The sequence below is a fragment of the Parabacteroides sp. AM58-2XD genome (assembly GCF_003463685.1).
Classification (GTDB): Bacteria; Bacteroidota; Bacteroidia; order Bacteroidales; family Tannerellaceae; genus Parabacteroides; species Parabacteroides segnis.
Genome location: NZ_QSDP01000001.1, coordinates 19,879 through 45,863, shown reverse-complemented (window position 1 = coordinate 45,863; position 25,985 = coordinate 19,879). Strand labels below are relative to the sequence as shown.

17 protein-coding genes and 4 pseudogenes are annotated in these 25,985 nt (G+C 48.4%); 10 read left to right on the top strand and 11 right to left on the bottom strand.

All coding sequences use genetic code 11. The annotated features are described in order from the left end of the window. Positions 1-6: 6 nt before the first annotated feature. A pseudogene (locus DXA15_RS00200) lies at positions 7-1,787 on the bottom strand (right-handed parallel beta-helix repeat-containing protein). Between the two features lie 156 nt (positions 1,788-1,943). On the opposite strand from DXA15_RS00200, the gene DXA15_RS00195 reads away from it, so the two are divergent. The 6 genes and pseudogenes from DXA15_RS00195 to DXA15_RS00170 form a co-directional block, all read left to right on the top strand. Continuing rightward, positions 1,944-3,914 (top strand): heavy metal translocating P-type ATPase, encoded by a 1,971-nt coding sequence (locus DXA15_RS00195; protein ID WP_128132791.1) that lies wholly within the window; start codon positions 1,944-1,946, stop codon positions 3,912-3,914. Position 3,915: 1 nt separating this feature from the next. Continuing rightward, positions 3,916-4,326: a Fur family transcriptional regulator gene (locus DXA15_RS00190; protein ID WP_128132735.1), complete on the top strand. Its 411-nt coding sequence runs from the start codon at positions 3,916-3,918 to the stop codon at positions 4,324-4,326. 86 nt (positions 4,327-4,412) lie between these two features. Further along, positions 4,413-5,888: a cysteine--tRNA ligase gene (gene cysS, locus DXA15_RS00185; RefSeq protein ID WP_128132734.1), complete on the top strand. Its 1,476-nt coding sequence runs from the start codon at positions 4,413-4,415 to the stop codon at positions 5,886-5,888. Between the two features lie 83 nt (positions 5,889-5,971). Beyond that, on the top strand, positions 5,972-6,379 hold the full coding sequence (locus DXA15_RS00180; RefSeq protein ID WP_128132733.1) for a PaaI family thioesterase: 408 nt from the start codon (positions 5,972-5,974) through the stop codon (positions 6,377-6,379). Positions 6,380-6,538: 159 nt separating this feature from the next. Then, positions 6,539-7,537: a hypothetical protein gene (locus tag DXA15_RS25610; protein WP_128132732.1), complete on the top strand. Its 999-nt coding sequence runs from the start codon at positions 6,539-6,541 to the stop codon at positions 7,535-7,537. Beyond that, positions 7,453-7,968: pseudogene (locus DXA15_RS00170) on the top strand (DUF4933 domain-containing protein); the annotation flags it as partial. The gene DXA15_RS25610 and the pseudogene DXA15_RS00170, both read left to right, overlap by 85 nt. A gap of 47 nt (positions 7,969-8,015) precedes the next feature. Here DXA15_RS00170 and DXA15_RS00165 read toward each other — a convergent pair. The 7 genes and pseudogenes from DXA15_RS00165 to DXA15_RS00135 all read right to left on the bottom strand — a co-directional run bounded on the left by DXA15_RS00165 (position 8,016) and on the right by DXA15_RS00135 (position 16,885). Beyond that, positions 8,016-8,330 (bottom strand): type II toxin-antitoxin system RelE/ParE family toxin, encoded by a 315-nt coding sequence (locus DXA15_RS00165; RefSeq protein ID WP_128132730.1) that lies wholly within the window; start codon positions 8,328-8,330, stop codon positions 8,016-8,018. After that, positions 8,315-8,587, bottom strand: coding sequence for a hypothetical protein (locus DXA15_RS00160; protein WP_147349089.1), 273 nt, complete (start codon positions 8,585-8,587; stop codon positions 8,315-8,317). The genes DXA15_RS00165 and DXA15_RS00160 overlap by 16 nt, the downstream gene beginning before the upstream one ends. Positions 8,588-8,659: 72 nt before the next feature. Continuing rightward, on the bottom strand, positions 8,660-11,083 hold the full coding sequence (locus DXA15_RS00155; protein WP_128132728.1) for an ABC transporter permease: 2,424 nt from the start codon (positions 11,081-11,083) through the stop codon (positions 8,660-8,662). 58 nt (positions 11,084-11,141) lie between these two features. Next, positions 11,142-11,818: pseudogene (locus DXA15_RS00150) on the bottom strand (ABC transporter ATP-binding protein). Between the two features lie 17 nt (positions 11,819-11,835). Then, positions 11,836-14,241 carry an ABC transporter permease gene (locus DXA15_RS00145; RefSeq protein WP_128132727.1) on the bottom strand — a complete coding sequence of 802 codons (2,406 nt, stop codon included), beginning with the start codon at positions 14,239-14,241 and terminating at the stop codon, positions 11,836-11,838. 14 nt (positions 14,242-14,255) lie between these two features. Next, positions 14,256-15,502, bottom strand: a pseudogene (locus DXA15_RS00140) (efflux RND transporter periplasmic adaptor subunit). A 27-nt stretch (positions 15,503-15,529) separates the two neighbouring features. Continuing rightward, positions 15,530-16,885 carry a TolC family protein gene (locus DXA15_RS00135; RefSeq protein WP_233566572.1) on the bottom strand — a complete coding sequence of 452 codons (1,356 nt, stop codon included), beginning with the start codon at positions 16,883-16,885 and terminating at the stop codon, positions 15,530-15,532. Positions 16,886-17,237: 352 nt separating this feature from the next. On the opposite strand from DXA15_RS00135, the gene DXA15_RS00130 reads away from it, so the two are divergent. Together DXA15_RS00130 and DXA15_RS00125 are read left to right on the top strand one after the other, a co-directional pair. Then, complete coding sequence (locus DXA15_RS00130; protein WP_128132725.1) at positions 17,238-18,587, top strand: sigma-54 dependent transcriptional regulator; 1,350 nt, start codon at positions 17,238-17,240, stop codon at positions 18,585-18,587. 5 nt (positions 18,588-18,592) lie between these two features. After that, positions 18,593-19,663 (top strand): PAS domain-containing sensor histidine kinase, encoded by a 1,071-nt coding sequence (locus DXA15_RS00125; RefSeq protein ID WP_186958146.1) that lies wholly within the window; start codon positions 18,593-18,595, stop codon positions 19,661-19,663. Here the strand turns inward: DXA15_RS00125 and DXA15_RS00120 are convergent. The 3 genes from DXA15_RS00120 to DXA15_RS00110 form a co-directional block, all read right to left on the bottom strand. Then, positions 19,632-20,522, bottom strand: a complete 891-nt coding sequence (locus DXA15_RS00120) for a DUF3108 domain-containing protein (protein ID WP_128132723.1) — start codon at positions 20,520-20,522, stop codon at positions 19,632-19,634. The two genes, DXA15_RS00125 and DXA15_RS00120, sit on opposite strands and share 32 nt — an antisense overlap. Further along, on the bottom strand, positions 20,455-22,374 hold the full coding sequence (locus DXA15_RS00115; protein WP_128132722.1) for an Ig-like domain-containing protein: 1,920 nt from the start codon (positions 22,372-22,374) through the stop codon (positions 20,455-20,457). Before DXA15_RS00115 ends, DXA15_RS00120 begins: the two co-directional genes overlap by 68 nt. Before the next feature lie 87 nt (positions 22,375-22,461). Further along, positions 22,462-23,739, bottom strand: a complete 1,278-nt coding sequence (locus DXA15_RS00110) for a DUF2851 family protein (RefSeq protein WP_128132721.1) — start codon at positions 23,737-23,739, stop codon at positions 22,462-22,464. Positions 23,740-23,849: 110 nt separating this feature from the next. Here DXA15_RS00110 and dapB point away from each other — a divergent pair, with 110 nt between their 5' ends. Together dapB and lepB are read left to right on the top strand one after the other, a co-directional pair. Continuing rightward, positions 23,850-24,566, top strand: a complete 717-nt coding sequence (gene dapB / locus DXA15_RS00105; RefSeq protein ID WP_128132720.1) for a 4-hydroxy-tetrahydrodipicolinate reductase — start codon at positions 23,850-23,852, stop codon at positions 24,564-24,566. A gap of 18 nt (positions 24,567-24,584) precedes the next feature. After that, positions 24,585-25,985 carry a signal peptidase I gene (gene lepB / locus DXA15_RS00100; protein WP_128132719.1) on the top strand — a complete coding sequence of 467 codons (1,401 nt, stop codon included), beginning with the start codon at positions 24,585-24,587 and terminating at the stop codon, positions 25,983-25,985.

The following is a 25,985-nucleotide window of genomic DNA, read 5'->3' as shown; positions in this document are numbered from 1 at the left end:
GGCAGATTAATTCTCTACCTTCACATCGCGCTTCTCGTCGAAGCCGCCGTCAAACTGATTATCCTTGATCTCTGAATGAATCACACGCTGGAAGAAAAAACGGTGCTTGTTCCAGTGGAAAGCCGGATATTGATTATTCTGTTTGATTGTGTTGTTGCGGAAAATCAGGCCATCTACCGATTTAGCATACAGGATCGGGGCATCGAATGTTTCAAACTCGTTATTTTCAATGACGATATTACTATGGAAATATTTTTTCTGGTCTTTCAGGTCGGGTATTTCCGGATAGATTGAAATAACGGCATTTGTGAACTGGAACATATTCGTCAATGAATTGATGAATTTATTGTTACGAATCTCCACATCATGGCAGGCACCGGTCTCAAACCAACCATTACAGTCACCACAGAGCAGAATGGCCGTACCGGATGTATGGTCGAATACATTCTTTTCAACAATCGTTTTCTTCGGTGTGCTGAACAGGGAACCACGGGCACGGTTATTACGGATTACGTTGTCTGCAAAATAAACTTCAGGAGTCCACTCCAAATTCTCGACACCGAATGTTCCTTTCTCACTGATAGCCGGATCAATCGGTTTCTCAAAAACAATCTCAAACACTTTAGCTCCGTGAGCACTTGGCTTATCCAACGCTTTGATGGCTGTAACCTTATTCGGGTCGCCGATTATCTCCATTGTTTTCGAGTCGATAAACTGTACGGCATTACCAGGAAATCCCCATTCAAAACCATAGCTTTGCGGATGCATGTATTCACCTACCAGCGTTTTATCATCTACACGTTTCTGGATTTTCAGATAAGTTCCGTGTACATTGATGGCATCGTCCATCATACCTTCGTACAAGCCGCCTACAGAAACGATTTTTCCTTTACAACCGGAGAAATGAGTAGCATCTGCCTGCGTCGTGAAGTAACGGGGATCGTTATCACCACGAAGACATACGGAGAATTTATCCAGTGTGATATTCTCACTCATCTGCGCCAGTAATCCCATACCTTCCGCATAATGAACCTGGATGTTTTCAAGTGTTGTATTCGTATCATAAGAAACAAAGATACCCGGTGTCGGACGTCCCCAGCCGCGCATGGCAACAACTGTCCCCGGAATCAGTTTCTTATTATTCCATTTGGTTGATTTAAGCACGCGGGGAGAAACTTCCGATACGCCTTTAGAACCGACAGCAATATCGCTGGTTGTATAAACAAGGCGTTTGGTATCTCCTTCAAAGGCGATACCCCAAGCCGGAGCATGCTCCCAACCTTCACCTTTGGCATAAAATACACTGTCACGGATTTCATATTCCACCCAGGGAGCCACCTCATAAGTAATGGCACCGGCAACCGTATCGTTCTCCAATATCTTCACCTGGCTGATATGCGGATTATCAAAGTCGATACTAAAATTCTTCAAGGTGCAGTTTTCCGAATTAATCAGTGAAACAGGTAACATACGGCCATGAAAAATCAATTCCGAACCTTGTGCATCGAAAATGACATTCTTCATGTTCTCAAAAGGCAGTCCCACCAGCTTCGGATTATCCTGGTCGTGGTTAGAGATAAAATATTCCTTTTGCGCTGCACCTCGGGATAGAAATCATAGCGGCCTTTAGGGAGTACGATTGTTATCGTATCATCGCCTGTATGGGAGGCGGCTATCTGTTCCAAAGCCTTCGCCATCAAAGGGGAAGCATTATCTTTCTTGTCGGGAGTCAGACCAAAGTTCGACAAGTCATACTGATTCTTTGTCTGGGAACAGGAACAGAGCATGGCCAGACAGCATAAAATACCAATAAGAGTACGAGAGTTTTTCATATTATTCATTTTCTAAACATTAACCCGACAAATATACGGATTCTTTGCAACTTTGTTGCACCTCATAACCCCTACCTTTGTATCAGGAAAAACAAATAAAACATGACAGATATGGGACATTGCAGTTGTAATCATTGCCATACGGAACGTAAAAGAAAAGTTTCGCCTTATCTTCTTCCGGCAATTTCTTTCGGGATGCTACTGGGAGGAATTGCGATGCAGGTAGCGGAGGCCGGATTCTTCGACCCAATCGTCAGATTTATATGGTATGCACTCGCTTATCTGCCGGTCGGGCTTCCAGTGATGAAAGAGGCGGTTGAAAGTATTCGCGAAAAAGAAATATTCAGTGAATTCACGCTTATGTGTATCGCTACACTCGGCGCATTCTATATCGGGGAATATCCGGAAGGCGTGGCTGTTATGTTATTCTATTCCGTCGGCGAACTGTTTCAGGAAAATGCATTGTCGAAGGCCCGTAAAAATATCAGTGCACTGCTCGACGTCCGGCCCGAAACAGCAGTTGTTATTCGTGATAACGAACGTGTTCCGTTAGCTCCGGCCGATGTAATTCCGGGAGAAATCATAGAGGTGAAAGCCGGAGAAAGAGTTCCTCTCGATGGTAAATTACTCAGCGGGACCGCTTCCTTCAACACCGCAGCACTTACGGGAGAAAGCGTTCCACGAACGATTAGTCCGAATGAAAATGTCTTGGCCGGAATGATTGTGACCGATAAGGTAATCCGGCTGGAAGTAACCAAACCATATAACCAAAGTGCCTTGGCACGTATTCTCGAACTGGTGCAGAATGCATCCGAACGGAAAGCGCCGGCCGAACTGTTTATCCGTAAATTTGCCCGCATTTATACACCAATCGTAACCGGACTGGCTTTTCTGATTGTCCTTATACCTTATCTTTATTCACTGGTACAGCCGGACTTCCTGTTCATCTTTAACGACTGGTTATACCGTGCGCTGGTATTTCTTGTTATCTCTTGTCCCTGTGCATTGGTTATCAGCATTCCACTGGGATATTTCGGAGGGATCGGGGCGGCTTCGCGGCAAGGCATCCTTTTTAAAGGAGGGAATTACCTGGATGCCATCACCAAAATAAACACCGTAGTATTCGATAAAACAGGTACGCTCACCAAAGGAGTCTTTGAAGTACGAAGCCTGTCTACTGAAAATAACGTTCCTGAAAAAGAACTGCTCCGTATCATTGCTTCTGTCGAAAGCCGGAGCAACCACCCTATTGCCAAAGCGATCCTGGCATACGCCCAAGAGCAGCAGGTAACAATCGACACAACCATCGATACGACCGAACTGGCTGGTTACGGATTAAAAGCAATAGTCGACGGGAAAGAAGTATTAGTAGGTAACCCCCGTCTGTTAGACTCGGAAGGAATTTTGTTTCCTCCTAATGAAACAAGTGTTTCACCATATAGAAACAACTGTTTCATTAGTATGAAACAGAATCCGGATACCGTGGTTGTCTGTGCAATCGACCGGCAATACGCTGGTTATATCCAGCTTGCCGATACGCCCAAAGAAGATGCTGCGGAAGCTATCAAACAATTAAAAGACTTAAATATTAATAACCTGGAAATATTATCAGGCGATAAACAAATTATTGTTTCTAAATTAGCTACACAATTGGGGATTCCCCGGGCCTACGGTGACCTGCTGCCGGAAGGAAAGGTCGCCCACCTGGAAGTATTGAAGCAGGACAAAGCAAACAAAATCGCTTTCGTCGGCGACGGGATAAACGATGCGCCAGTCCTTGCATTAAGCGATATAGGCATTGCCATGGGAGGCCTCGGTAGTGATGCCGCCATCGAAACGGCCGACGTCGTAATACAGACCGACCAACCCAGCAAAGTGGCAACGGCAATTCGCATCGGAAAGTTTACACGTACTATCGTGTGGCAAAACATAACATTGGCCTTCGGTGTCAAACTGATTGTTCTGATGCTGGGAGCCGGAGGGATTGCTACCATGTGGGAAGCGGTTTTTGCCGATGTCGGTGTTGCTTTGCTGGCAATCCTCAATGCCGTACGAATATTAAAGACGACTAAAACAGATTGATATGGATGCTTATTTAGATATATTGAAACAAAGAGAAATCAGACCGACAGCCATCCGCCTGCTTATCCTGAAAGCGATGATGCAGTTTGAAAGGGCTTTCAGCCTGCTCGATCTGGAGAATGAGTTGGACACGGTAGACAAATCGACCGTATCAAGGACTATCAACCTTTTCCTGGACCATCACCTTATCCATTGTATCGACGACGGTTCGGGTTCTTTGAAATATTCGGTTTGCGGTAACGATTGCAATTGTTCCGTCAGTGAACTTCATGCGCATTTTTATTGTTTGAAATGCCACAGGACATTCTGCCTGCGGAATATTCCGGTACCGATGGTCGAATTACCCCGTAATTTTACGCTGGAAAGTATCAACTATGTATTAAAAGGTTGCTGCGAAGATTGCTCAAAATAGACAAAGGCATTATCTTTGCATTCTGTCTTCCTCAGTATTACGATGATACAGGTAAAGACAAAGCAACTTTTAAAGTATGAACAGATATGGAACATCCATTAAGTATTTACAACACGCTCACAAGAAAGAAGGAACAATTTATCCCGTTGCATGAACCCCACGTAGGCATGTATGTCTGTGGTCCGACGGTCTATGGCGATGCGCATCTGGGACACGCCCGCCCGGCTATCACATTCGACCTGTTGTTCCGTTATCTTACACATATAGGATACAAAGTACGTTATGTACGCAACATTACCGACGTAGGTCATCTGGAACATGATGCCGATGAAGGTGAAGACAAAATTGCCAAGAAAGCCCGTCTGGAACAGTTGGAGCCGATGGAAGTGGTGCAGTTCTACCTGAACCGTTACCACAAGGCGATGGAGGCCCTCAACGTGCTTCCTCCCAGCATCGAACCGCATGCTTCGGGCCATATCATCGAGCAAATCGAACTGGTAAAGAAGATTCTTGACAACGGATATGCTTACGAAAGCGAAGGCTCCGTTTATTTTGACGTAGAGAAATACAACAAAGACCATAATTACGGTATCCTTTCGGGCCGTAATATCGAAGATATGCTGAACACGACCCGTGCGCTGGACGGCCAGGACGAGAAGCATAACCCCATCGACTTCGCCCTCTGGAAATGTGCACAGCCGGAACATATCATGCGCTGGCCTTCTCCGTGGAGCGACGGTTTCCCCGGATGGCATTGCGAATGTACGGCGATGGGTAAGAAATACCTGGGACAGCATTTCGATATTCATGGGGGTGGCATGGACCTGATCTTCCCGCACCATGAATGCGAGATTGCACAGGCTGTCGCTTCACAAGGAGATGATATGGTTCACTACTGGATGCATAACAATATGATTACCATCAACGGACAGAAGATGGGTAAATCGCTCGGTAACTTTATCACGCTGGATGAGTTCTTCACCGGCGACCACAAAGTGTTGAGCCAGGCTTATTCGGCCATGACAATCCGCTTCTTCATCCTCCAGGCACATTACCGCAGTACGGTAGATTTCAGCAACGAAGCCCTGCAAGCCGCAGAAAAAGGATTGAGCCGTCTGATGGATGCTTACAACCATCTGCAAAAGCTAACAGCTTCGGATGCCTCGACAGTAGATGTGAAAGACCTTCGCAAGAAATGTTATGACGCTTTAAATGATGACCTGAACTCTCCGATTGTCATCTCTCATCTGTTCGATGCCGCCCGCGCCATCAATTCCGTAAAGGATGGCAAAGCGACTATCTCGGCTGAAGACCTGAAAGAGTTGAAAGAAGTATTCCACACTTTCGTATTCGACATCCTGGGAATGAAAGACGAAGCATCTGCCGGAGGCGACAATTATGAGACATTCGGTAAAGCTGTAGACCTCTTGCTGACTATCCGCCAACAGGCAAAAGCCAATAAGGATTGGGCTACTTCCGACAAGATACGTAACGAACTGACTACCATGGGATTCGAGATTAAGGATACCAAAGACGGAGCAGAATGGAAGCTAAGTAAATAATCAATCAGTCAATGTGCCAATATGCCAATCGGAGTATCTTTCATTGGTACATTGGCATATTTTCAAATTAGCATATTATCGTAATGACAATAAACGAATTTCTTCAAGGCGACAAATTTGCCTTATTTGCCGGGGTAGAATTATTGGAAACGGGCAATGGTTATGCCAAAGCCCGTATGGAGATAAAACCTATGCACCTGAACGGTGGCGGTGTCTGCCAGGGAGGTGCCATCTTTACGCTGGCCGACCTGGCGTTTGCGGCAGCTACCAACAGCCATGCCCGGCTGACATTGTCCATCACTTCCAATATCAACTTCTTCAAGGCCGAAAGCAAAGGATTCCTTTATGCCGAAGCACGGGAAGTATTCAGCCATAAACGGCTTGCCAACTGCGAAGTGAATATCACGAATGAAGCCGGAGAACTGATTGCTACGTTCAGCGGCTCCGGATACAGGAAAGACACGGAACTTCCGTTTACACCGATAGAATAAAATGAAATGTCAATCGACAAACAGATATAAAATACATTATCTGTCTGAATAATAAACGTATAACAGAATAAGAAGAGATGAATATGTCAACTCCTTATTTTGTTATACGTTTTTGTTTTCCCTACATTTGCTCTTCCTGAAACAATAAATACACGAATTATGAAACACATGAAAGTCGGAACAAGTACTGCTATTTTATGTATCGGAATCGCCTTATGTGCCTGCGGCGGAAAACAGGGAAACACACAAACGGAAGAAACAGCCGAGACAACTCCGGCAAAGCCCGTCATCATCGAAACGAGCCAGTTGAATCCGGGCATACAAAACACAGAAATACGTACAGCCGATCCCGCCAATCCTCCTGTCGTACTGGACTTCACAACCAAGCTGCCTGTCCGGCCTTTCTCACTGAAAGAGCATTTCAACAAGGCAACCTGCGTCACTCTAAAAAATCCACTTTCCCCCGACCAAGGAAGTTTCCTGTATGATGCCAGTATCATCGTCTCTTACGACCGCGGTATGAGCAGTGCCGGAGGAGTAAATACAAACGTACAACTTCTGGAAAACCGGATTCTGACAAGTGACCTTTTCGGTACTTTCTGTTTCGATTTAAACGGACAGCTCACAGATACGCTGCTTATCTCCCGCATTGACGAACTGAAATACGATCCTACCACCCAGAAACTGGAATTTCATGCCAACAATAGGAAAAGCACAATCAACGGAATTACACTGGAACCCGGAAACCAATACCGTTATATGGAAAGGGACACCGTCAACAAATACAATAAAATGGTCTGGAAGTCAATTGAAGACGGCCGCCTGATCGAAGAAATCCGCTTCATTGACCCCAAGCAGACAGCCTTCCTGACCAGCCTGGACGATTCAACCTTATTTAATATCTCCGGCGATTTCATGTCACCGGTCATGTTTACGACATTCAACAAGAACTCATACGACACGTTATGCGTATTCGGTAATTATAATCTCCCGACCGTCAAGTTAAGTGTCCGTATGCTTTTCCCGAAAGCTCCTGGAGTTACCGGAACAAAGACAAAGCCTATTTCAGACAAGCATTCAACGATACAATCTTCAGCGTCTCCTCACCCAACCGTTTATACCCGGAATATATCTTGCAATTCGGAGATAAGAAATTAAATATCGACAACGGACTATACGGGGATAAGTCTCAGAAATACGTAGCCAAAAGCTGGGTCGATACGGATCATTTCATACTCTTCACGTATTCGAAAAACTACGATTGTCCGAATACACGCAATGAGAAAAGCGTCTTCTATTCGTATGCATTATATAATAAAGATAATAAACAGCTATCGCTTATTCAGGATGAAAACAATTACCCGGAAGAATTTCTTTTGCCGGCAGAAATGCCGAACGGTATCCCTGTTATCTTAGGCGAAATCAGTTGGCAGGATAATAAACTGTTTACCAGCTATACCAAGAGGAAACTGGAAGCCCTGCAAAAGATGAAAAACTTCTCCAAATTACCGGCGGAACAACAGGAACGCGTCCGCCAGCTGGCCGATTCATTGGCTGATAATGAAATGATAGTGATGATACTTGAATAAAAATCAGAAAAAGGCTTGTACTCTGCAAATAAAAGTACAAGCCTTTTTTATTTCAGTTTATCCAATAAACGCAAGGGATTTTGACGACAGTCCCAAATAAGAGCTATATTAACAATGTTATTCTCCTCATAATAGATTATTTTATAATTACCTTCTATTAATGATCTGTAACATTTCATGCGCCCAGACAATAAATCTACCACTTCTCCCATTTGAGGGAACAATGCTAAACGATCTGCTGCATCCACTATCGCATTAAACACATTAACAGCCACAGATTCGCTTTTTTGCTCACTATAATAAGTATAAATTTCGTTCAACTCATCAAGAGCCGGTTCAGTCCAGACTACTTCTGTTGCCATAACTTCAATCGTTCACGAACCTGTTCAGTTGTAAAAACACGACCTTCCCTTACAGCCTTTTCTGCCTGGTCCAAACGCTTATTTACTTCTTCAAGCGTATAGGCACAAGGTCTTTGGTCTTCTGTCGAAGCCAGTTTCTTGACCTTTTTGTAGGCGGCTTCCAGGCGGCTCATCAATTCTTCATTGTCGATCGTATTGATTATATCCTGTATCAGGTTCAACTTACGTGCCTGTAATTCCAAGTGTGTCATATTCATACCCTTTCTTTAAATGATCGACAACAAATGTACGCTATTGCCGTCAGATTAGCAAATAGCGTACATTTTATTTCACTCGTACCGCAACGACCGGGCAGGTTTGCTAAGGATTGTTTTAGCAGTCTGCCAGCCTATGGTCAACAGGGAAATCACACACAACAAAATCACCGGAACCAGGAAGAACCAGGCTTTCCAGTCGGTGCGGAACGAATAATTGCTCAGCCAGCCGTCCATGACCCACCAGGAGAGAGGAAGAGCTATCACTATCGCAATGCCGATCAGGATAAAGAACTCACGTCCCAGTTCATAGAACAACTGTATTTTGGAGGCACCTAAGACTTTACGTATACCCATTTCACGAACACGGGTCGAACAGGAGAACATCACCAGCACCCAAAGTCCCATGCAGGAGATGAAAATCGCCAGTATCGCAAAGAGAGCTACAATCAACCCGAACACCTCATCCTGCCGGTATTGCTGGTCGAAGAACTGGTCGAGGAAGAAGTAATCGTAGCTGGAATCCGGGAAATAACGGTTCCAGACCGTCTCCGCCTGCTTCACCAACTCACGGGGATTGGCATTCTCCATCACCACGGAGATATAACGCTGCTTCATCCAGCTCAGTTTGTCGTGAAGGGCAAACAGGATAGGCGTATAGCCTTTATTCAAAGACTGTTGATGATAATCTTTCACCACACCGATAATCTTCATCGGCTGGTCCACCGTCTCCACGGAAAGGCGTTCGCCAATCGCGGCATCAGCCGAGGCAAAGCCCAATGTACGGACGGCCGCCTCATTCAGGACGATATTATATACATCTCCCCCAAAGTCTTCGCCGAAACCACGGCCAGCAACAAACTTCAAGTCATAGGCATCCAGATAATAGTAATCGCAATTGAGCATTTCCAACAGGCGGGTTTGCTTTGTGGCGTCGCTCAGGCGGACGATAGACAAGAAATCCGTCACCTCCGTACCCGGAACAGCACCGGAAACCGTCACATTCTTTACGGAAGGCAACGCCTTCAACTCCCTTTTCATCGCCGTCAGCTTCGTGGACAGGTCCTCGCAATGCGCCGGAAATTTCAACACCAACGTCTGGTCCACACGGACACCCAGCGATGCCTGACGCATAAACTGCAACTGTGCATACACGATCAGCGTTCCGCAGAGCAAAGCCATCGACGCCGTATATTGCAAAACGACCAGCACCTTACGGGTCGTTGCCGCATTCTTCGTATGCGTGAATTTCCCTTTCAGCATCCGGATTGGCTTAATGCCGGACAAAATCGTCGCCGGATAGAAACCGGACAGGAACACGCCCAGAGCGAAAATCAACAACAGCATCCACCCCAACGAGGTCGTCACCCACACGGAGAATCCCAGGTCACGCCCGGTCAGGTTGTTAAAAGCAGGCATCAACGCCTCCATCAACCCGATAGCCAGGATAAAGGCAACCCCGTTCGTTATCAGCGATTCGAACAGGAACTGTGCCACGATTTGCCGGCGGCTCGCCCCAGAAGCCCGGCGTATGCCGATTTCTTTAGCCCGTTCCATCGAGCGGGCAACCGTCATATTGATATAGTTAATCCAGGCAATACACAGAATAGCCAACGCCGTACATATCAGTACCAGCATGGAAGAACTGTTACCCTTCGTCTCCGGTTCATACGCCTTCTGCGGATTCAGATGGATATCGCGCAGGTTGGTCAATTCGATTGCCCAGGTCTTATTTTTCAGTGCCTCATCCGTCTTGTATTTCTCCGCCATTGCGGGGAAGGCCTCTTCCACCTGTTTCTTCAGGGCGGGCGACTTCAGGAGGACGTATGAGTACACTTCATGGCGGTACCAGTATTCGTCCATCCATTTCGGAAGAGTTTCGTAGGAGATCATCATGCTGTAACGCACGTGCGAGTTGACAGGCATATCTTTCATGATACCGGTTACTTCGCACGCCTCTTCGCCGATATTGCTGCGGAAAATCAGTATCTTCCCAATCGGGTCGGCCCCTTTGAAATATTTATTGGCGATGCGCTCGGTTATCACCACCTTGTTCGGCCCGTCGAGGCAGGTATTCTTATCGCCTTTCAGTAATTCATAATCGAAGAAGTTGAAATAATTCTTCTCGGCATACCCGATGCCAGTCTCACGGTAGAGCAGTTCGTTGTATTTCACGACCTGCTCCGGATAGTACTGGCTGCCGACGCGGGTATAATCCTCCACGCCTGCCAGGTTACGCTTCATAGCGGTGGCGTAGCCGGCCGAACTGCTTGCCCAGTTATCCGTCAGTTCGCCGTTTTCGTAGAAACGTGCTTCCACGCGGAAGATGCGGTCGGCACGGCTGTGCATATTGTCGTAGCTGTACTCGAAAGCCACGTAGGTCAGAATCAGCAGGGCGGCCGCCATACCGATTGCCAGGCCGATTATATTGATTGCACTGAAGCCTTTCTTTTTCGTCAGGCTGCGCAGGGCACTGTTCCAATAGTTTGATAGAATCATGTTTATATTGTTTGAGTGTTCAGGGTAATAGAACCTTATTTTATACGGGTGTCGTATATTACCGTATCCGGTCCTCCGATACAATCCGCCCGTCCAGCAAATGAATAACCCGGTGGGCATACTTCGCATCCCGCTGGGAATGGGTGACGATAACGACCGTCGTCCCCTGCCGATTCAGTTCGCTGAGCAATTCCATTACTTCGAGGCCGTTTGTCGAATCCAGATTACCCGTCGCTCATCCGCCAGAATCAGGGGGCAGTCCGTTACCACTGCACGGGCAATAGCCACACGTTGCTGCTGGCCGCCGGATAACTGCTGCGGGAAATGGCCGGCACGATGGGCGATATTCATACGTTCAAGCACCTCCATCACCTTCTTTTTACGTTCGGACTTCTTGCCGTTCAGATAGACAAGGGGCAGTTCTACGTTTTCATAGACCGTCAGTTCGTCAATCAGGTTGAAGTTCTGGAATACAAAGCCGATATTCCCCTTACGGAAAGAAGTCAGCTGGCTCTCGCTCATCTTATCAATCTCCTTTCCGTCGAAGAAGTATTTGCCCGAAGTCGACGAATCAAGCGTTCCCAGGATATTCAGCAAGGTGGACTTGCCGCAACCCGAAGGGCCCATGATAGCCACAAACTCGCCTTTCTTTATCTCCAGGCTTACTTCATTCAATGCTTTGGTCTGTACGTCTTCTGTGGTGAAGAGCATAGACAGGTTCTCTGTTTTAATCATATGTTCCTATTTATAAATTATTCACTCCTTAAAATATACATCGGTTTCAGGCGGATGATGCGCCATACCTGCCGGGCAATCGTCCCGAAAGCGATGCACATCAGCAGCACGAACGCCACCACATAACTCCACCAGGGCAACGGGATATGAAACGCATAACTTTCAAGCCAGTTATTCATCAGGAAAGCGGACACGGGAACGCCTATCACGGACGCTAGTACCGTAAGGAGCAATAATTCACGCGTCAAAACTACAAAAAGATTCCTTTTCCCTGCTCCCAGCACCTTACGTATTCCCACTTCCTTTACCCGTGAGAAGGTCGAGAAAAGCGTGATTACCCACAATCCCAGACAGGCGACAAAGACGGCCAACAAAGACGATGCGGCAAATATCCATCCGAAATTCCGGTCTTCCTTATACTGGTTCCTATTGAAATCGTCGAGGAAGAAATAGGAGAACAACGAAGTCGGGAAGAAATCGCGATAGATTTGTTCTATCTCCGCCAGACGGGCCGGACCGGCCACACCGTCCATGCGGATGGAAATATAGGGTGTCCCGATAATCGGAACGCGGTCTTTCAGGAAGAAGATGATTGGCTTATAAGGGACAGCCAGCGACTGTTGGTGATAGTTCCTCGCCACCCCTATCACCTGGAGAGGGTCTTGCAGCACTTCCATCGTCAGTTGTTTGCCTAAAGCCGCTTCCGCAGAAGGGAAACCCAGGAGGCGGACGGCCTCTTCGTTCAGCACGACCTTATTCAGTTCATCTCCATACTCTTCCGAGAATCCCCTGCCGCAGACCATCTCCGGCGAATAGGTAGCCAGGTAATCGTAATCGACAGCGAACATCTGAACCAGCTTCACCTCGGACGGGTCGCTGCCGAACGGACGGTTGGCAAAATAATTGGCAACCTCCACCCCCGGCACAGCACCGGAAACAGTCACCTGGCGGACATACGTCTTCCGCTTCAGTTCTTTCTTGAAACTTTCCATCCTGACGGACAGTTCATCTGTAAAGGAGGGATATTTCAATACGACTATCCGGTCCGTCCCGGAAGAAGCGGCCTCATTCTGCATGTAGCGAACCTGTGAGATAACGACAAACGTGCCCGTTATCAGGATAAAGGAGGCGACAAACTGCACGACAATCAATGTTTTCCGCATCTTATTGCCTTTCCGGCTATGCAATAACTTCCCGCGTATAATATCCGACGGACGGATGCGTGTCAGCAGATAGGAAGGATATAAGCCGGTGAAGAGCGTCCCGAGCCCGGCAATAACCGCTACGGCCAGCCAGAACTGCGGTTGTACTAATATATCGGCACCAAAATCATGTTCCGCCCAGGTATAGACAAGCGGCAGCAATACCTCCAGCCAACCGAGCGCAATCAAGGTTGCCAGCAGATTGACGATGCCGGCTTCCGTCAGTCCCTGCAACAGCATCTGCCGGCGGGAGGCACCGAAGGCTTTACGGACCCCGAACTCTTTTCCTCGTTCCAGGAAACGCGCCACCATCAGGTTCAGCGCATTGACCCAGCCTGTCAGCAACAGGGCAATCGCCATCACCGAAAGGATATACACAGCGGTACGGCTGCCTTTCGTCTCCTTCTCATACGACTTCTGCGGAGTCAGATGAATATCTTTCAACGGGATTAATTCCACCTTCCAATTCTTATGCTTCAAGGCTGCGGTTTTGTATTTATCTGAAATAGCAGCAAAGGCATTTTCTATATCTTCCGGTTTTTTCCCCGGTTCCAGGCGGACATACGTATAGACGCCGTGAATATACCAAATATCCTGCCGCTCCTTCGGTATCGTGGAATAAGACAGCAGGAAATCATAATGCAAATGCGAATTGGCCGGCATGTCGGCAATAATGCCTGTCACTTCAAAATGTTGTTCGGCTGTCGACGTGCGGAAGGTCAGGATTTTGCCCAACGGCTCCGCCTCGCCGAAATAACGGTGGGCGGCACTTTCCGTCAGCACGGCGGTATTGGGGCGGGTCAGCTGGCCGTCTCTCTCCCCTTTCAGAATGGGGAAACGGAAGAGGTCGAAAAAGGTAGGTTCGGCAAAACAATAGCGGCTTTCGGCGAACTGCTTATCCTGGTAGGTAACCACCTGCTCCCGGTCCTGGGCGGTCAGCCGGACGAACTTTTCGATGCCCGGTATCTCCCGGCTCATCACCGGACCGTGGCCGAATGCAGTCGTCGCCCAGTTATCCGTCAGCGTTGCTCCCTCATACAAACGGCTTTCGACACGGTACACGCGGTCGCCGTCATGGAAAGAGTCGTAGCTCAGTTCGAAACGGACATAGAGCAGAATCAGCAGGGCGGCCGAGATACACACGGACAGGCCAAAGATATTAATCACCGAAAGTGACTTGCGGGCCCGCTGGCTTTTTATGACTTGGGAAAGATAATCCATATTTATCCTTTCTGTTATCTGATAATCAATCGTTCGTTTTCCCCGAAGAGTTCATAGCCGGAGATAATCACTTTCTCTCCCGGTTTCACTCCTTCGGTCACTTCATAATACTGCGGATTCTGGCGGCCTATCTTCACCGGACGGCGGCGGGCGACGGTCTCGTCCTCATCCACGACATATACATACAGGCCGCCGCTTGCCTGGTAGAAGCTGCCGCGGGGAATCAGGATGGCCTGTACGGGGTCACCCAGTTGCAGGTTCAGGTGATAGGTCTGCCCGGCACGGATATTCTCCGGGCGTCCTCCGGTAAAATGAGGTCGGTACGGAACTGCCCGTCGCGCACTTCGGGGTAGACTTTCGTCACTTCCATGTCGTAGGTCTTCCCTTCACGCTCGAAGCTGGCGGGGAGGCCGGGCATCACCCGTTCCACATAATGTTCGTCAATCTTGGCCTCCACCTTCAGTTCGGGGGTGATGACCTGCCCGATACGTTCCCCCTGGGCGATGGACTGCCCTATCTGTGCTTCGAGATTGCCCAGCTGGCCGCTGACGGGCGCTTTCACCTTCAGGTTCTCCAACCGTTCGCGGACAAGGGAGAGGCTCCGTTTCATGTTCCGGATATTCTCATCCAGGCTCTCCAGTTGGCTGCTGCGGAAAAGGTCGTCCTGGCGGATACGTTGGTCCAGCACGACAAGCTGATCGCGGGCGCTTTCGTAGTCTTCCTTTGCCAGCAGGAAATCTTCGCGGGCCAGGAGTTGTTTGTTATACAGGCGTTCGTATTGCCGGTAACGGCGGTCCTTCTGTACCAGTTCTTTGTTGAGGCTGATACGGTCCTGTTGCAGGCGCAGATGTTCCTGTTCCATGCTGATGCGGGTGTTACGGAGTTCGTTCTCCTGATAGGCAAGGTCTGCCTCGCTTTGCAGGATACCGATATTCAGCAGCGGGTTACTCAGGCGGAGGATAACATCGCCGGCCTTGATCTGTGCCCCTTCTTCTATCAGGCGTTCTTCCACCCGGCCGCCCTCGATGGCATCAAGGTAGATGATACGGTCCGGGAGCACCTGCCCTATCACACGGATATAATCATTAAACTCACCCTGGACGATGGTGGAGATGGTCAGCCGTTCCTTGTCCACTTTCATGGAGGAAGAGGTATCGCGGAAAATAAAGTAAAGCAGGCAGACCAGGAAGAAAGCGCCTCCTGTCATCGCATACAGATGTTTCTTCTTCAAACGGGATTTCCGTTCGATAGGGGTGTCCATGTTGTTATTCATATCTGTTCTTTGTTGTTATTTTACTAAAAATGAACCGGTACGGTAAAACTCGACCATCCGGTGTTTCAGGTCATATTGCAGCCGGGTACGGGCCAGTTCTGCTTTGGCCTGGATATACAGGTTCCGTTTCTCCATCAGTTCGAAGACGGAAACCATCCCTTCCTCCCACTTCTCCTCGTTTTCTTTGAGGGTGGTTGCAGCTGCCTGCAATTGCAGTTTCGCCTGGTGATGTTCCTCTGCCGAAGCCTGTAAGGAAAGGCAGGCATCTTCTATCTCCTTATATAAGGATATTCGTTGCTGGTCGTTGTTATTCCTTACCTGTTGCAGGCGGAAACGCTCTTTCCTGACTGCCGTAAAGCGGGACAAACCGCTGAATATAGGGAAAGATACCCGCAGACCGATATATTTGTTCCAATTGTTTTTCATCTGCTGCCCGAACGAGGAGATATGTCCGTCCGCATCGCGTTCCGTATCATAGTAACTCGAATAAAGACTGAAATCTGCCCGGATGGAAGGCGAGAAAGCTCCCGACGCGATGGCGAGCGACTTTCGCGACGCCTGTTCCCGCAAATCCATCATCCGGAACTCGGGAAGCGCAGTCTCCGACTCTGCATACACTTCCGGAGCCGAATAGCCGGCAAGAAGCGGCAACTCGCTGTCATCCCCCTCTCTGTCACTAACGGATAAAGAGTCCGAATCGCGCATCTGCAACAACTCTTTTAGTGCAAGAAAAGAAAGACGCTCCGTCTTCTTCTTCACCGTCTCCTGATAAATATCGCTCTGCAAACGGGCTTTCACCTCCTGAAGGTCAGAAGGAGAACGAAGGCCGAGGTCCACATATTCAAGCATCTGCTCATGGTAACGCTCGCTTAGCTTACGTTGTTCGGCAGCCAGGGCACTCATCTTCCTGTCAAAGATATATACATAATAAGCGTCCATCACCTCGAAAGCCACCCGATTCTCCTCCGCTTTCCCGGCAACGCAGCTCAGTTGCCTGTTCAGCCGGGTGAACTGCGCCCGGTTGATACGTTTGAATCCGTCGAAGACAGGCAATGATATATCGACCCCCAGCGTACTTTCCACGAAGGAAGAGGTGGTATACAAATTCGTTTTCGGGTCGACCGAACGTCCCATCCGTTTCCCGAAAGCCCCGCTGGTACTAACCGAAGGCAGGAAATCACCTATCGCCGCCGTAAAGTCTTCGTGAGCGATACGGGTATCCAGCCGGCTGTTTTTCAATGCCAGGTTCCTCTCCAGCGCATAGCGCATGCAAGAATCGACACTCCAGGATTCCTGTGCACCTGCTCCCACTGCCGAACCAAACAGCAACAGGCAGGCTAACCTCCATCCATATTTAATTGTTATTTGCATTTTCATCATGCACATATAAAGGCAAAAGGCGTGCCACATTTTACGCTGATTGATTATCAAAACGCACAAAAGAAACAGCCTCGCAAGGTGTAAAATATATGGACGCCCGATTGTCAAAAATATGGACGCTGATGTGTCAATCATAAAAGAACAAGCCCTCCCCCTGTGCCTGATACGGGGCCAGCACAGTAGTGTTACCCTCACCAGCACTACTGTGCTGACTGCCTTAGCATACGAGTGCTAATCGGATTAGGACTATAGTGTTATATTATCCTGTTATTAGTGTCAAATATTTTGACGCTCATTTGCATAGTACCCCGGAAGCCAATACCTTTACGGAAAAATTAATCGTATGCAAACCGGAACAGTTCTCATTGTAGATGATAATAAAAGTGTATTGACTTCGCTCGAATTATTATTGGAAGATGAATTCGAACGGGTAGAGACCGCCTCCAACCCGAACAGCATCTTATCCGTGCTGGATACGATGCCGGTCGACCTTGTCATTCTAGATATGAATTTCTCCGCAGGCGTAAACACCGGAAACGAGGGCCTGTTCTGGCTACGCCGTATCCAGGAAATAGCCCCCGAACTGCCGGTCATCATGCTTACCGCCTACGGAGATGTGGAACTGGCTGTCAAAGCCTTGAAAAGCGGAGCCGTTGATTTTATACTCAAACCCTGGGACAACGAAGTCCTGCTCGAAAAGATACACGCCGCCTTACAAGCCGTAGAACGGGAAAAGGTCAAACAGAAGACCGACCGTAACCGTCCCGACCGCCCTGCGGAACCAGCCATGATCATCGGCCACTCCGCCGTTATGATGAAGCTGATCAAGGTCGTGACCAAGGTTGCCAAAACAGATGCGAATATCCTTATCACCGGCGAGAACGGTACGGGTAAAGAAATGCTCGCCCGCGAAATACACCGCCTGTCGCTCCGCAGCCGCCGGGAAATGATCAACGTCGACATGGGAGCCGTCAGCGAATCCCTTTTCGAAAGCGAACTGTTCGGACATGAGAAAGGTGCCTTTACCGATGCCCGCGAAAGCCGTCCGGGTAAATTCGAGGCTGCCAGCGGAAGCACCCTGTTTCTGGATGAGATAGGCAACCTCCCGGTCGGCCTGCAAGCCAAACTGCTCGCCGCCCTGCAGAACCGCGAAGTCACCCGACTGGGAAGCAACCGTAAAATCCCGATCGACATACGTCTGATCGCCGCCACCAACCGCGACCTGCCGGAACTGGTGAAGCAGTCTCTTTTCCGGGAGGACCTCTACTATCGCATCAACACCATACAAATAGAAATACCACCTCTCAGGAACCGCCGGGAAGACATTCCCCTTTTCATCGACTACTTCCTGAAAAAGTATACGGCCCTGTACAATCAGCCGGGCCTGACCATCCACCCACAGGCAGCGGCCAAACTGGAACGTTACAATTGGCCGGGCAACATACGCGAGTTGCAACATACCATCGAGAAAGCAGTGATCCTGGCCGAGAAGAATGTAATCCGTGCCGCTGACCTCTTTATCCGTCCCGGAAAATCCGTCTCGTTCTCCGATACCCCCAACCTGGGAGAAGTGGAGCGCAAGACGATCGAGGCGGCTATTACCCAGAACGACGGCAACCTGACCGCAGCAGCCGAACAACTGGGGGTAAGCCGGCAGACCTTATATAACAAACTAAAACGGTTCAACCTGTGAAACGAATGTTCAGCACACGCATCTATCTGAAGATAGTCTTCCAGGTCGCAGTCATCCTCCTTGTTGCCGGCGTAGGATTAACGGGTATTATCACCGGTAAAGCCATCATACTGGGATGCGTCACCCTACTGATCGCCTTATGGCTGGTCGGGGTCCTCGTCTATTTCCTCAATACATCGAACCGCCGTATCCAACTGTTCCTCGACGCCATCGAAGACAATGAGTCGATGCTTTACTTCCCCGAAAACAGCGGACCGGAAGAACAACGCCGCCTACATACGGCATTCAACCGCATCCACCGCCTGATGACGGAGAGCAAGCAGAAAGAGTTCGAACGCGAACTGTTACGGAAAGAATACGAGGCATACGACAAGTTGATGCACGTCCTGACCCACGAGATCATGAACTCGATCGCTCCGATCGTCTCCCTCTCAGGCACGCTCCTCTCCTATTACCGGAGCAACGACACGACGAAAAGTTGCGACGAGATCAACGACGCCACCATCCGGAAGACGGTCCGCGGACTGGATACGATCAAGAGCCAGGGACAGAGCCTTATGAACTTCACCAATTCATACCGCCAACTGGCACGGTTGCAGGCTCCCAATCCCAATCCGTTCTCCCTCTCCCGCCAGGTACGCAACATCGAACTACTGTTCCAGTCGGACCTGCAACGTTTACAGATAGGTCTGACTGTTTACCTCTGCCAGGACGAAATAACAGTCAATGCCGATGAAGAACTACTCTCACAGGTCTTGATCAACTTGTTGAAAAATGCGATGGAAGCATTGGAAGGACAGGATAACGGTGAAATCTCACTCACAGTAAAACAAACCGGCACCACGACCCTGATAGAAATAACGGATAACGGGCCGGGCATCCCCCACGATATGCTGGAAGATATTTTTATTCCTTTCTTCACAACCAAGAACAAGGGTACGGGTATCGGCCTGAGCCTTTCACGCCAGATCGTACGGATGCATGGCGGCGAACTCCAGGTCAGTTCACAACCTTACTCCGAAACACGTTTCACTCTCTCACTGCCTAACGCCGGGGAATTTCCACCCGCGAAGTAAGCGGGTAACGCAATCCTTTGGATGATTTGTAATAGACCTCGGCCGCTCCTATCTTCAGCTTGGCACGAATCTTGACCGGGATATGATTTTCATCGTCTCCGATCCATATTTCGGCGGCCGCCTTGCTTTGGGTGAAAGCATCGTCAAAAATATCGATATAGAAATGTCGGGTACGGTATTTCAGCGTCTCGTTACGTTCCACGATCTGCTGCCCGGTATAGCGAAAACTGATGTTGATCCGGTCTCGTCCGATCACCACATGAAACGGAAATTCATCACCCTGTTTCATCTTATCCCAGTCCAGCGAACGGAGGTACATGGTTGCACCCAGCATATCGAACATATATTGTTCGGAAACGATCATCGTGTCGATCTTCGTCCGTGAAGGCGTATAGCGATGGGAATGGGCCGAAGTCTTCCCTTTAGTATAAGAGAACTTCAAGTCGTCGATCAGATAGTAGTCATTCTCATTCACCCGTTTCTCGCTACGAAGCAACTGCATCTCGGGTGTAAAATAACAGTCGATCGTATCACGCATGGAGAATATCTTCTCAAACATGCCGGAAGTACGGAACAACAGGTTATAATGATAAGCCGGATTATCCTCATAGCGGGTATCTTTAATGGATAAGGTTGCCTGTCCGGCGCGCGGCATCAGAATACCCCACTTGAAGTACAATTCATATTGCACCTCCTCACCGGCATTGAACCGCTCTTTCACCGGAATAGTTTGCGCACCGGCCACTCCGGAAAGGAGCAACAACAGGATCAGCAGACATAAACCGGTTCCTTTAGAACGGCATGCCCATGCTGCCGCCCATACCGCTATTGCGCGAAGAAGACTTCTGTTGTCCTTCATCTTTGTAATTTCTTTTCTTCTTGGTTGCCTCTTTCGGCTTATTCTTTGTAATCTCGATAGGTTTCTGTTTTGCCCATGGGGTTGCCTTGACATTCCAGGTCTCTTCTACCTGCCAGTTCTGTAATACGTTATACTGCACGGGCGAATAGTAAACCTCTTCCGGCTGGCGTTTATCGGCATAATTACCGGTATCCCATTTGCCGTTGTCATTCAGGTCGACCACCAGGCGTGCATAATACTTGTCCGGTTTCAGATCCATGAAAAGGACACCGCCATTCTTTACCTTTGCCTTCCGCACCGGAGCATCACTACCGTTCAGCAATTCCACATAAGCGGTCGTATCAATTCCTTCTACATTAATATATAAGTGTCCGTATTCATCCTCTTTCTTAATCTTGAACTCAGCCGAATACGGTTCGTTCCACTTGCCATAAAGACTGAAGATCGTTGCCGAATCCACCGACAGGCGATACTCCTCGGCATATTTCCACGGACGGCGAATGAAGTAATTCAGGCTGTTGGCAGAGTCCGGGAAAAGCTCGAAATCAACCGGAGTCCACACCGTATCGACCTTCTGGTCCAGATAGAAGACTTCCTTCGGCAGTTCGAGGATCGGTTCATTGAACGTAACGGATACGGTATCGAACAAGTCCATCGAACCAGGCGCGTCGATCTGCATACCCAGGAAGACGATCGGTTCCGGCTCGTCATCTTTCTTCTTTTTCTTCTTTTCGGGACGACGGCGCATCACGAACTGAAGCGTATCGGTCTGCGGCCGGAGAATGTTCAGCGAGTCGCTCTTCGGATACGACAGCTCCACCTGCAACGTATCCTGTTTCCAGACCAGCGAATCGGTCAGCCAGAAATTAACGCCTTTTCCCGCCTCCGTTTCCTGTGTAAAGAACCAGTCAGGATTCTCCGGGGTAAAGTTGAGCGGCTTCGGAAGCGGTACGGTGTCCAGCGGAGCATTAAACCGTATGGTCAGCAAGTTTTCCTGCTGGCGCTCCGGTTTCAGCAGATACTGGCGCACGAAGTCTTCCTTGAACAGACGCAATTCGATATCATCCGGGAAATAACGCGTATAGGCAACCGTACGGATCGTATCGATGGTCAGGCTGTCTTTCCAAAGCGTATCCTGCCGGGTGGTCAACTCCAGCGAGGGGATGATAATGGAGTCGTTAAACGCAATCTCCTCGCCCGGCTGGTCGAATTTATAATCGCGGTTGACATCATTCAGACCGAAAATACGATAACTGCCCGGCGAGATGTTGCGGATGGTGAACTGTCCTTTATCGTTCGTACGCGAAGTACGGTCGAAAGGTAGTTTCACAAAAGCCGAATCCTCCAGGTTCTTATGCAGACCGATCGTGATACCGGGCATAGGTTCCAGGTTTTCGGCATTCAGCAAAATACCCGATACCTCCAGCGTATCGATCACATCACCGGTAGAGAAGGCAAAGGAGAAATTCTCGAATACGTTCTTCTCGTTATTATCGGAGATCGAGTTGGTGAAGTCGATCGTATAAGTCGTATTTTCTTTCAGTGTATCTTTCAGTTCGACCACGACTTTCTTTCCCGCGGCACGAATCACAGGTAATTGCATCTGCGGCGGCGTGATGATTACATTCTCCGACGGCTTGTCCAGCTGAACCAGTTCATCAAACAGAATCTCCACCTTCTTCCCCTTATAATTCGTCTGATTGGGGGCAGGCAGACTGCTTATGAATTTTGGGGGGGTCTCATCGTAAGGTCCCCCGTTCGGAGAAGCCATATTGGCACACGAATACATGGTTACCAACAGAAACACTCCGCACAGTACCAGCAATAAATCTTTTATATATCTGTTACCCATTCAATCGCTTTTTAATCAGATGGCAAAAATAGGGAAAAATCCGGTGACTAATAGTGATATATACGCTAAATAAGAAATCTTTGCATTCTATAAAGAGGGAATACCCCGTTTCAGATACCTGAACCCGATCCGGCAATACAAACATTTCTTCTTCTCGCAATACTCCCGTTTCAACTGAATCAGCGCCTGACTGTCACCTGCATGGCAGACTTTTATCCCTGCCCGGCTGAAAACCGAAACAATAGTATTCTTCTCCGGAGGGAGATTTTCAAGGATACGGATTGCACGCTCGCAGTATTCGGGTTGCTTATTCCTGACCCCGTAAGCGAAAAGAATAGGAACTACCGTATTTATCAATAATATACACAAAGAATTCTCCCCGACTGTTTTCTCTTTTATAACGGAAGCGCATCGGAAATGATAATGCGTCTCCCAATAAGCGGAAGGTGTGACACGCAGGTATTGCTTAATCTCACCGATACTGCCTGCCGTCAGGATAACAGAAAACAAGGTATCGTATTGCATCCAGACAGCCGCCAGTTGCGCCAGTTTCAGACAGGGGAAATTGACGGGCCGGGTACGAAGGTCCCTGAATTGGGAACAGTCCAGCGGAGTCAGTCCGAATTTATAACGGAGAAACTGATACTCGCGTTGCAACAAACGGTAATAAGGACAATCGATTGCTTCATTCAGCATCCCCGCCTGTCCGAAGAGCATCGCTTCGACCTGCGAACTGCTGCCGCGTTGCTTCTGAATATACCTGAGCGGTAAGCTCTTGGCAAGACGCTCGAAGATGTCGTTATTCACTCCGAAACCGAAATTGCGGGTTAAAGTAATATAAAAGACTTCGTTCCAGTCGCCGGCATACTGGTCCAGCAAACGGAATATATCGGTCGTTTTCCGTTCCAGCCGTTCGCCGAGCAGAGCCCCCAGCCACGATGTAATGTGAACGGGCTCCATTTGAGGAATATATCCGGCACAGGGAAGGGAGCTGTCATGATGGAGCAACCAGTCGATATTCCGCACAACCGACTCCGGCACTGCCAGTTCCATTTGCGGAATAACTTCCCCGTTCATCCGGTAAACGATACAGTCCGACACCTCCACAATATGGAGAACAACGGCATCATAAGCCTTGTCTTTATCATGGCGATGAAGCAGCCAGTCGGAGGCTTTGTCATGGATTTCAACACACCCGGCCCACAAAGTACCATCTATTTTCATCTTTGCATTGAAGAAGTCCGGGCCCGCATCGGTGTTGGGTGTTCCGGGGTCAATGACCGATACTGTACGTCCGTCAGTAGTAAGAAGCGAAGTCGTTGGATACAGTCTGTATTTCCAAACATAATGTAATAAACGTTCCATATTCTTTTCAGAGTTAAGATTTATGCCACAAATCTAATTCATTTTCTTTATATTTGCACCCCTGAAGGCTAAGTTATTAGCTTATTTATTCATTTTATTCTGAAAAGATTATGAAGATTGCACTTATCGGTTACGGAAAGATGGGTAAAACCATCGAGCAGATTGCATTGAACAGAGGACACCAAATCGTCTCTATCGTAGATATAAACAACCCGGAAGAATTTCAGTCAGCTAATTTCAAGAGTGCAGATGTAGCCATCGAGTTCACGACTCCGGCCACGGCATTCGACAATTATATGAAGAGTTTCGCTGCCGGCGTTCCCGTTGTTTCCGGCACGACCGGCTGGCTGGACCGTATCAGCGAAATAAAAGAGAAATGTGAAAAGGAAGGCAAGACTTTCTTCTACGCTTCCAATTTCAGCATCGGAGTAAATATCTTTTTCGCCCTCAACAAATACCTGGCGAAAATCATGAATAATTTCCCTTCCTACAATATCAGCATGACGGAAACGCACCATATCCACAAACTGGATGCTCCGAGCGGTACCGCTATCACACTGGCAGAAGGAATCATTGAAAACGTAGACCGGAAAGACCGCTGGACACTGGAAACAGCCGAACAGCCGACCGACCTGCCAATCCACGCCATCCGCGAAGGCGAAGTGCCGGGCATCCACGAGGTGACCTATGAGTCGGATGTCGACTATATCAGTATCAAACATGACGCCAAGAGCCGCGCAGGTTTCGCACTCGGCGCTGTCGTTGCCGCTGAATTTACCGCCGGGAAGAAAGGCTTCCTGGGTATGGACGATATGCTTAAATTTTAATTCCACATTAGTCAGCAAATGAAACAAATTTCCAAGAAACAATGGATTAAGTTCGGTATCTCTGCCGTACTGTATATACTCTTTTCAATCTGGATGCAGAACCTCTGGTTGTTGTTCGGGTTGATTGTACTCGTAGATATTTTCCTGACAAAATATATTCCCTGGGGAGCCTGGAAACGGTCAAAGAACCCGGCGGTACGAAATGCGTTGGAATGGGTGGACGATATCCTATTTGCGCTAATTGCCGTCTATTTCATTAATCTGTTCATCTTCCAGAACTACCAAATTCCGAGTTCTTCGTTGGAGAAATCTTTGTTGGTAGGCGATTACCTGTTTGTAAGCAAGCTGAGTTACGGTCCGCGTGTCCCGAACACGCCGCTGTCGTTCCCGCTGGTACAGAACACGTTGCCGTTCTTCAACTGTAAATCGTATCTGGACTGGCCGGAATGGGGTTACAAACGGGTAAAAGGTTTCGGTCATGTAAAACGCAATGATATCGTAGTGTTCAACTTTCCTGCCGGCGACACGGTTGCCCTGAAACAGCAAAATCCGAGCTACGACGAACTGATTGTACAAAACGGAGGACGCGAACGCATCTGGATGGATAAAAACACCTTCGGGGATGTAGTCTACCGTCCTGTAGACAAACGTGAAAACTATGTGAAACGTTGTATCGGTATGCCGGGCGACACTATAGAAATACGCGACAACCAGGTATATATCGATGGTAAAGCGGCTGAGAATCCAGAGAATATGCAATTCTGTTACTATGTCGAAACGGATGGTTCCCCTATCACGGAAGAACAGTTCCGCCTGATGAACGTAAGCAAAGAAGACCGGATACTTGTCTCCAACAACGGATATTATCAGGATTTAATGTCTTTCCTCGGTTTCGAATCGATTGCCCCCGGACAATACAATCCGGTCTACCGCATGCCGCTGACCAAGAAAGCATTGGCGATAGCCGAGAAACTGCCTATTGTAAAAAAGATTGTAATCGAACCGGATGCATTTTCGGGGTTGACTTATCCGGCATGGTATGAAACAGGTTGGACACGCGACAACTACGGTCCTCTGTGGATTCCGAAGAAAGGGGCGACAATACCGCTGAACAAACGCAACATCGCTCTATACGGCCGTTGCATCAAAAACTACGAAAACAATACACTGGAAGAAAAAGACGGTACATATTATATCAACGGAAAGCCGGAAACAGACTATACATTCAAATATGATTATTACTGGATGATGGGCGACAACCGTCACAACAGTGCCGACAGCCGTTCCTGGGGATTTGTTCCGGAAGACCATATCGTAGGAAAGCCTATCCTTATCTGGTTGTCACTGGATAAAGACCGCAGCCTGTTCGACGGTGGTATCCGCTGGAACCGTCTGTTCCGCATGGTGCATCCGGATTAA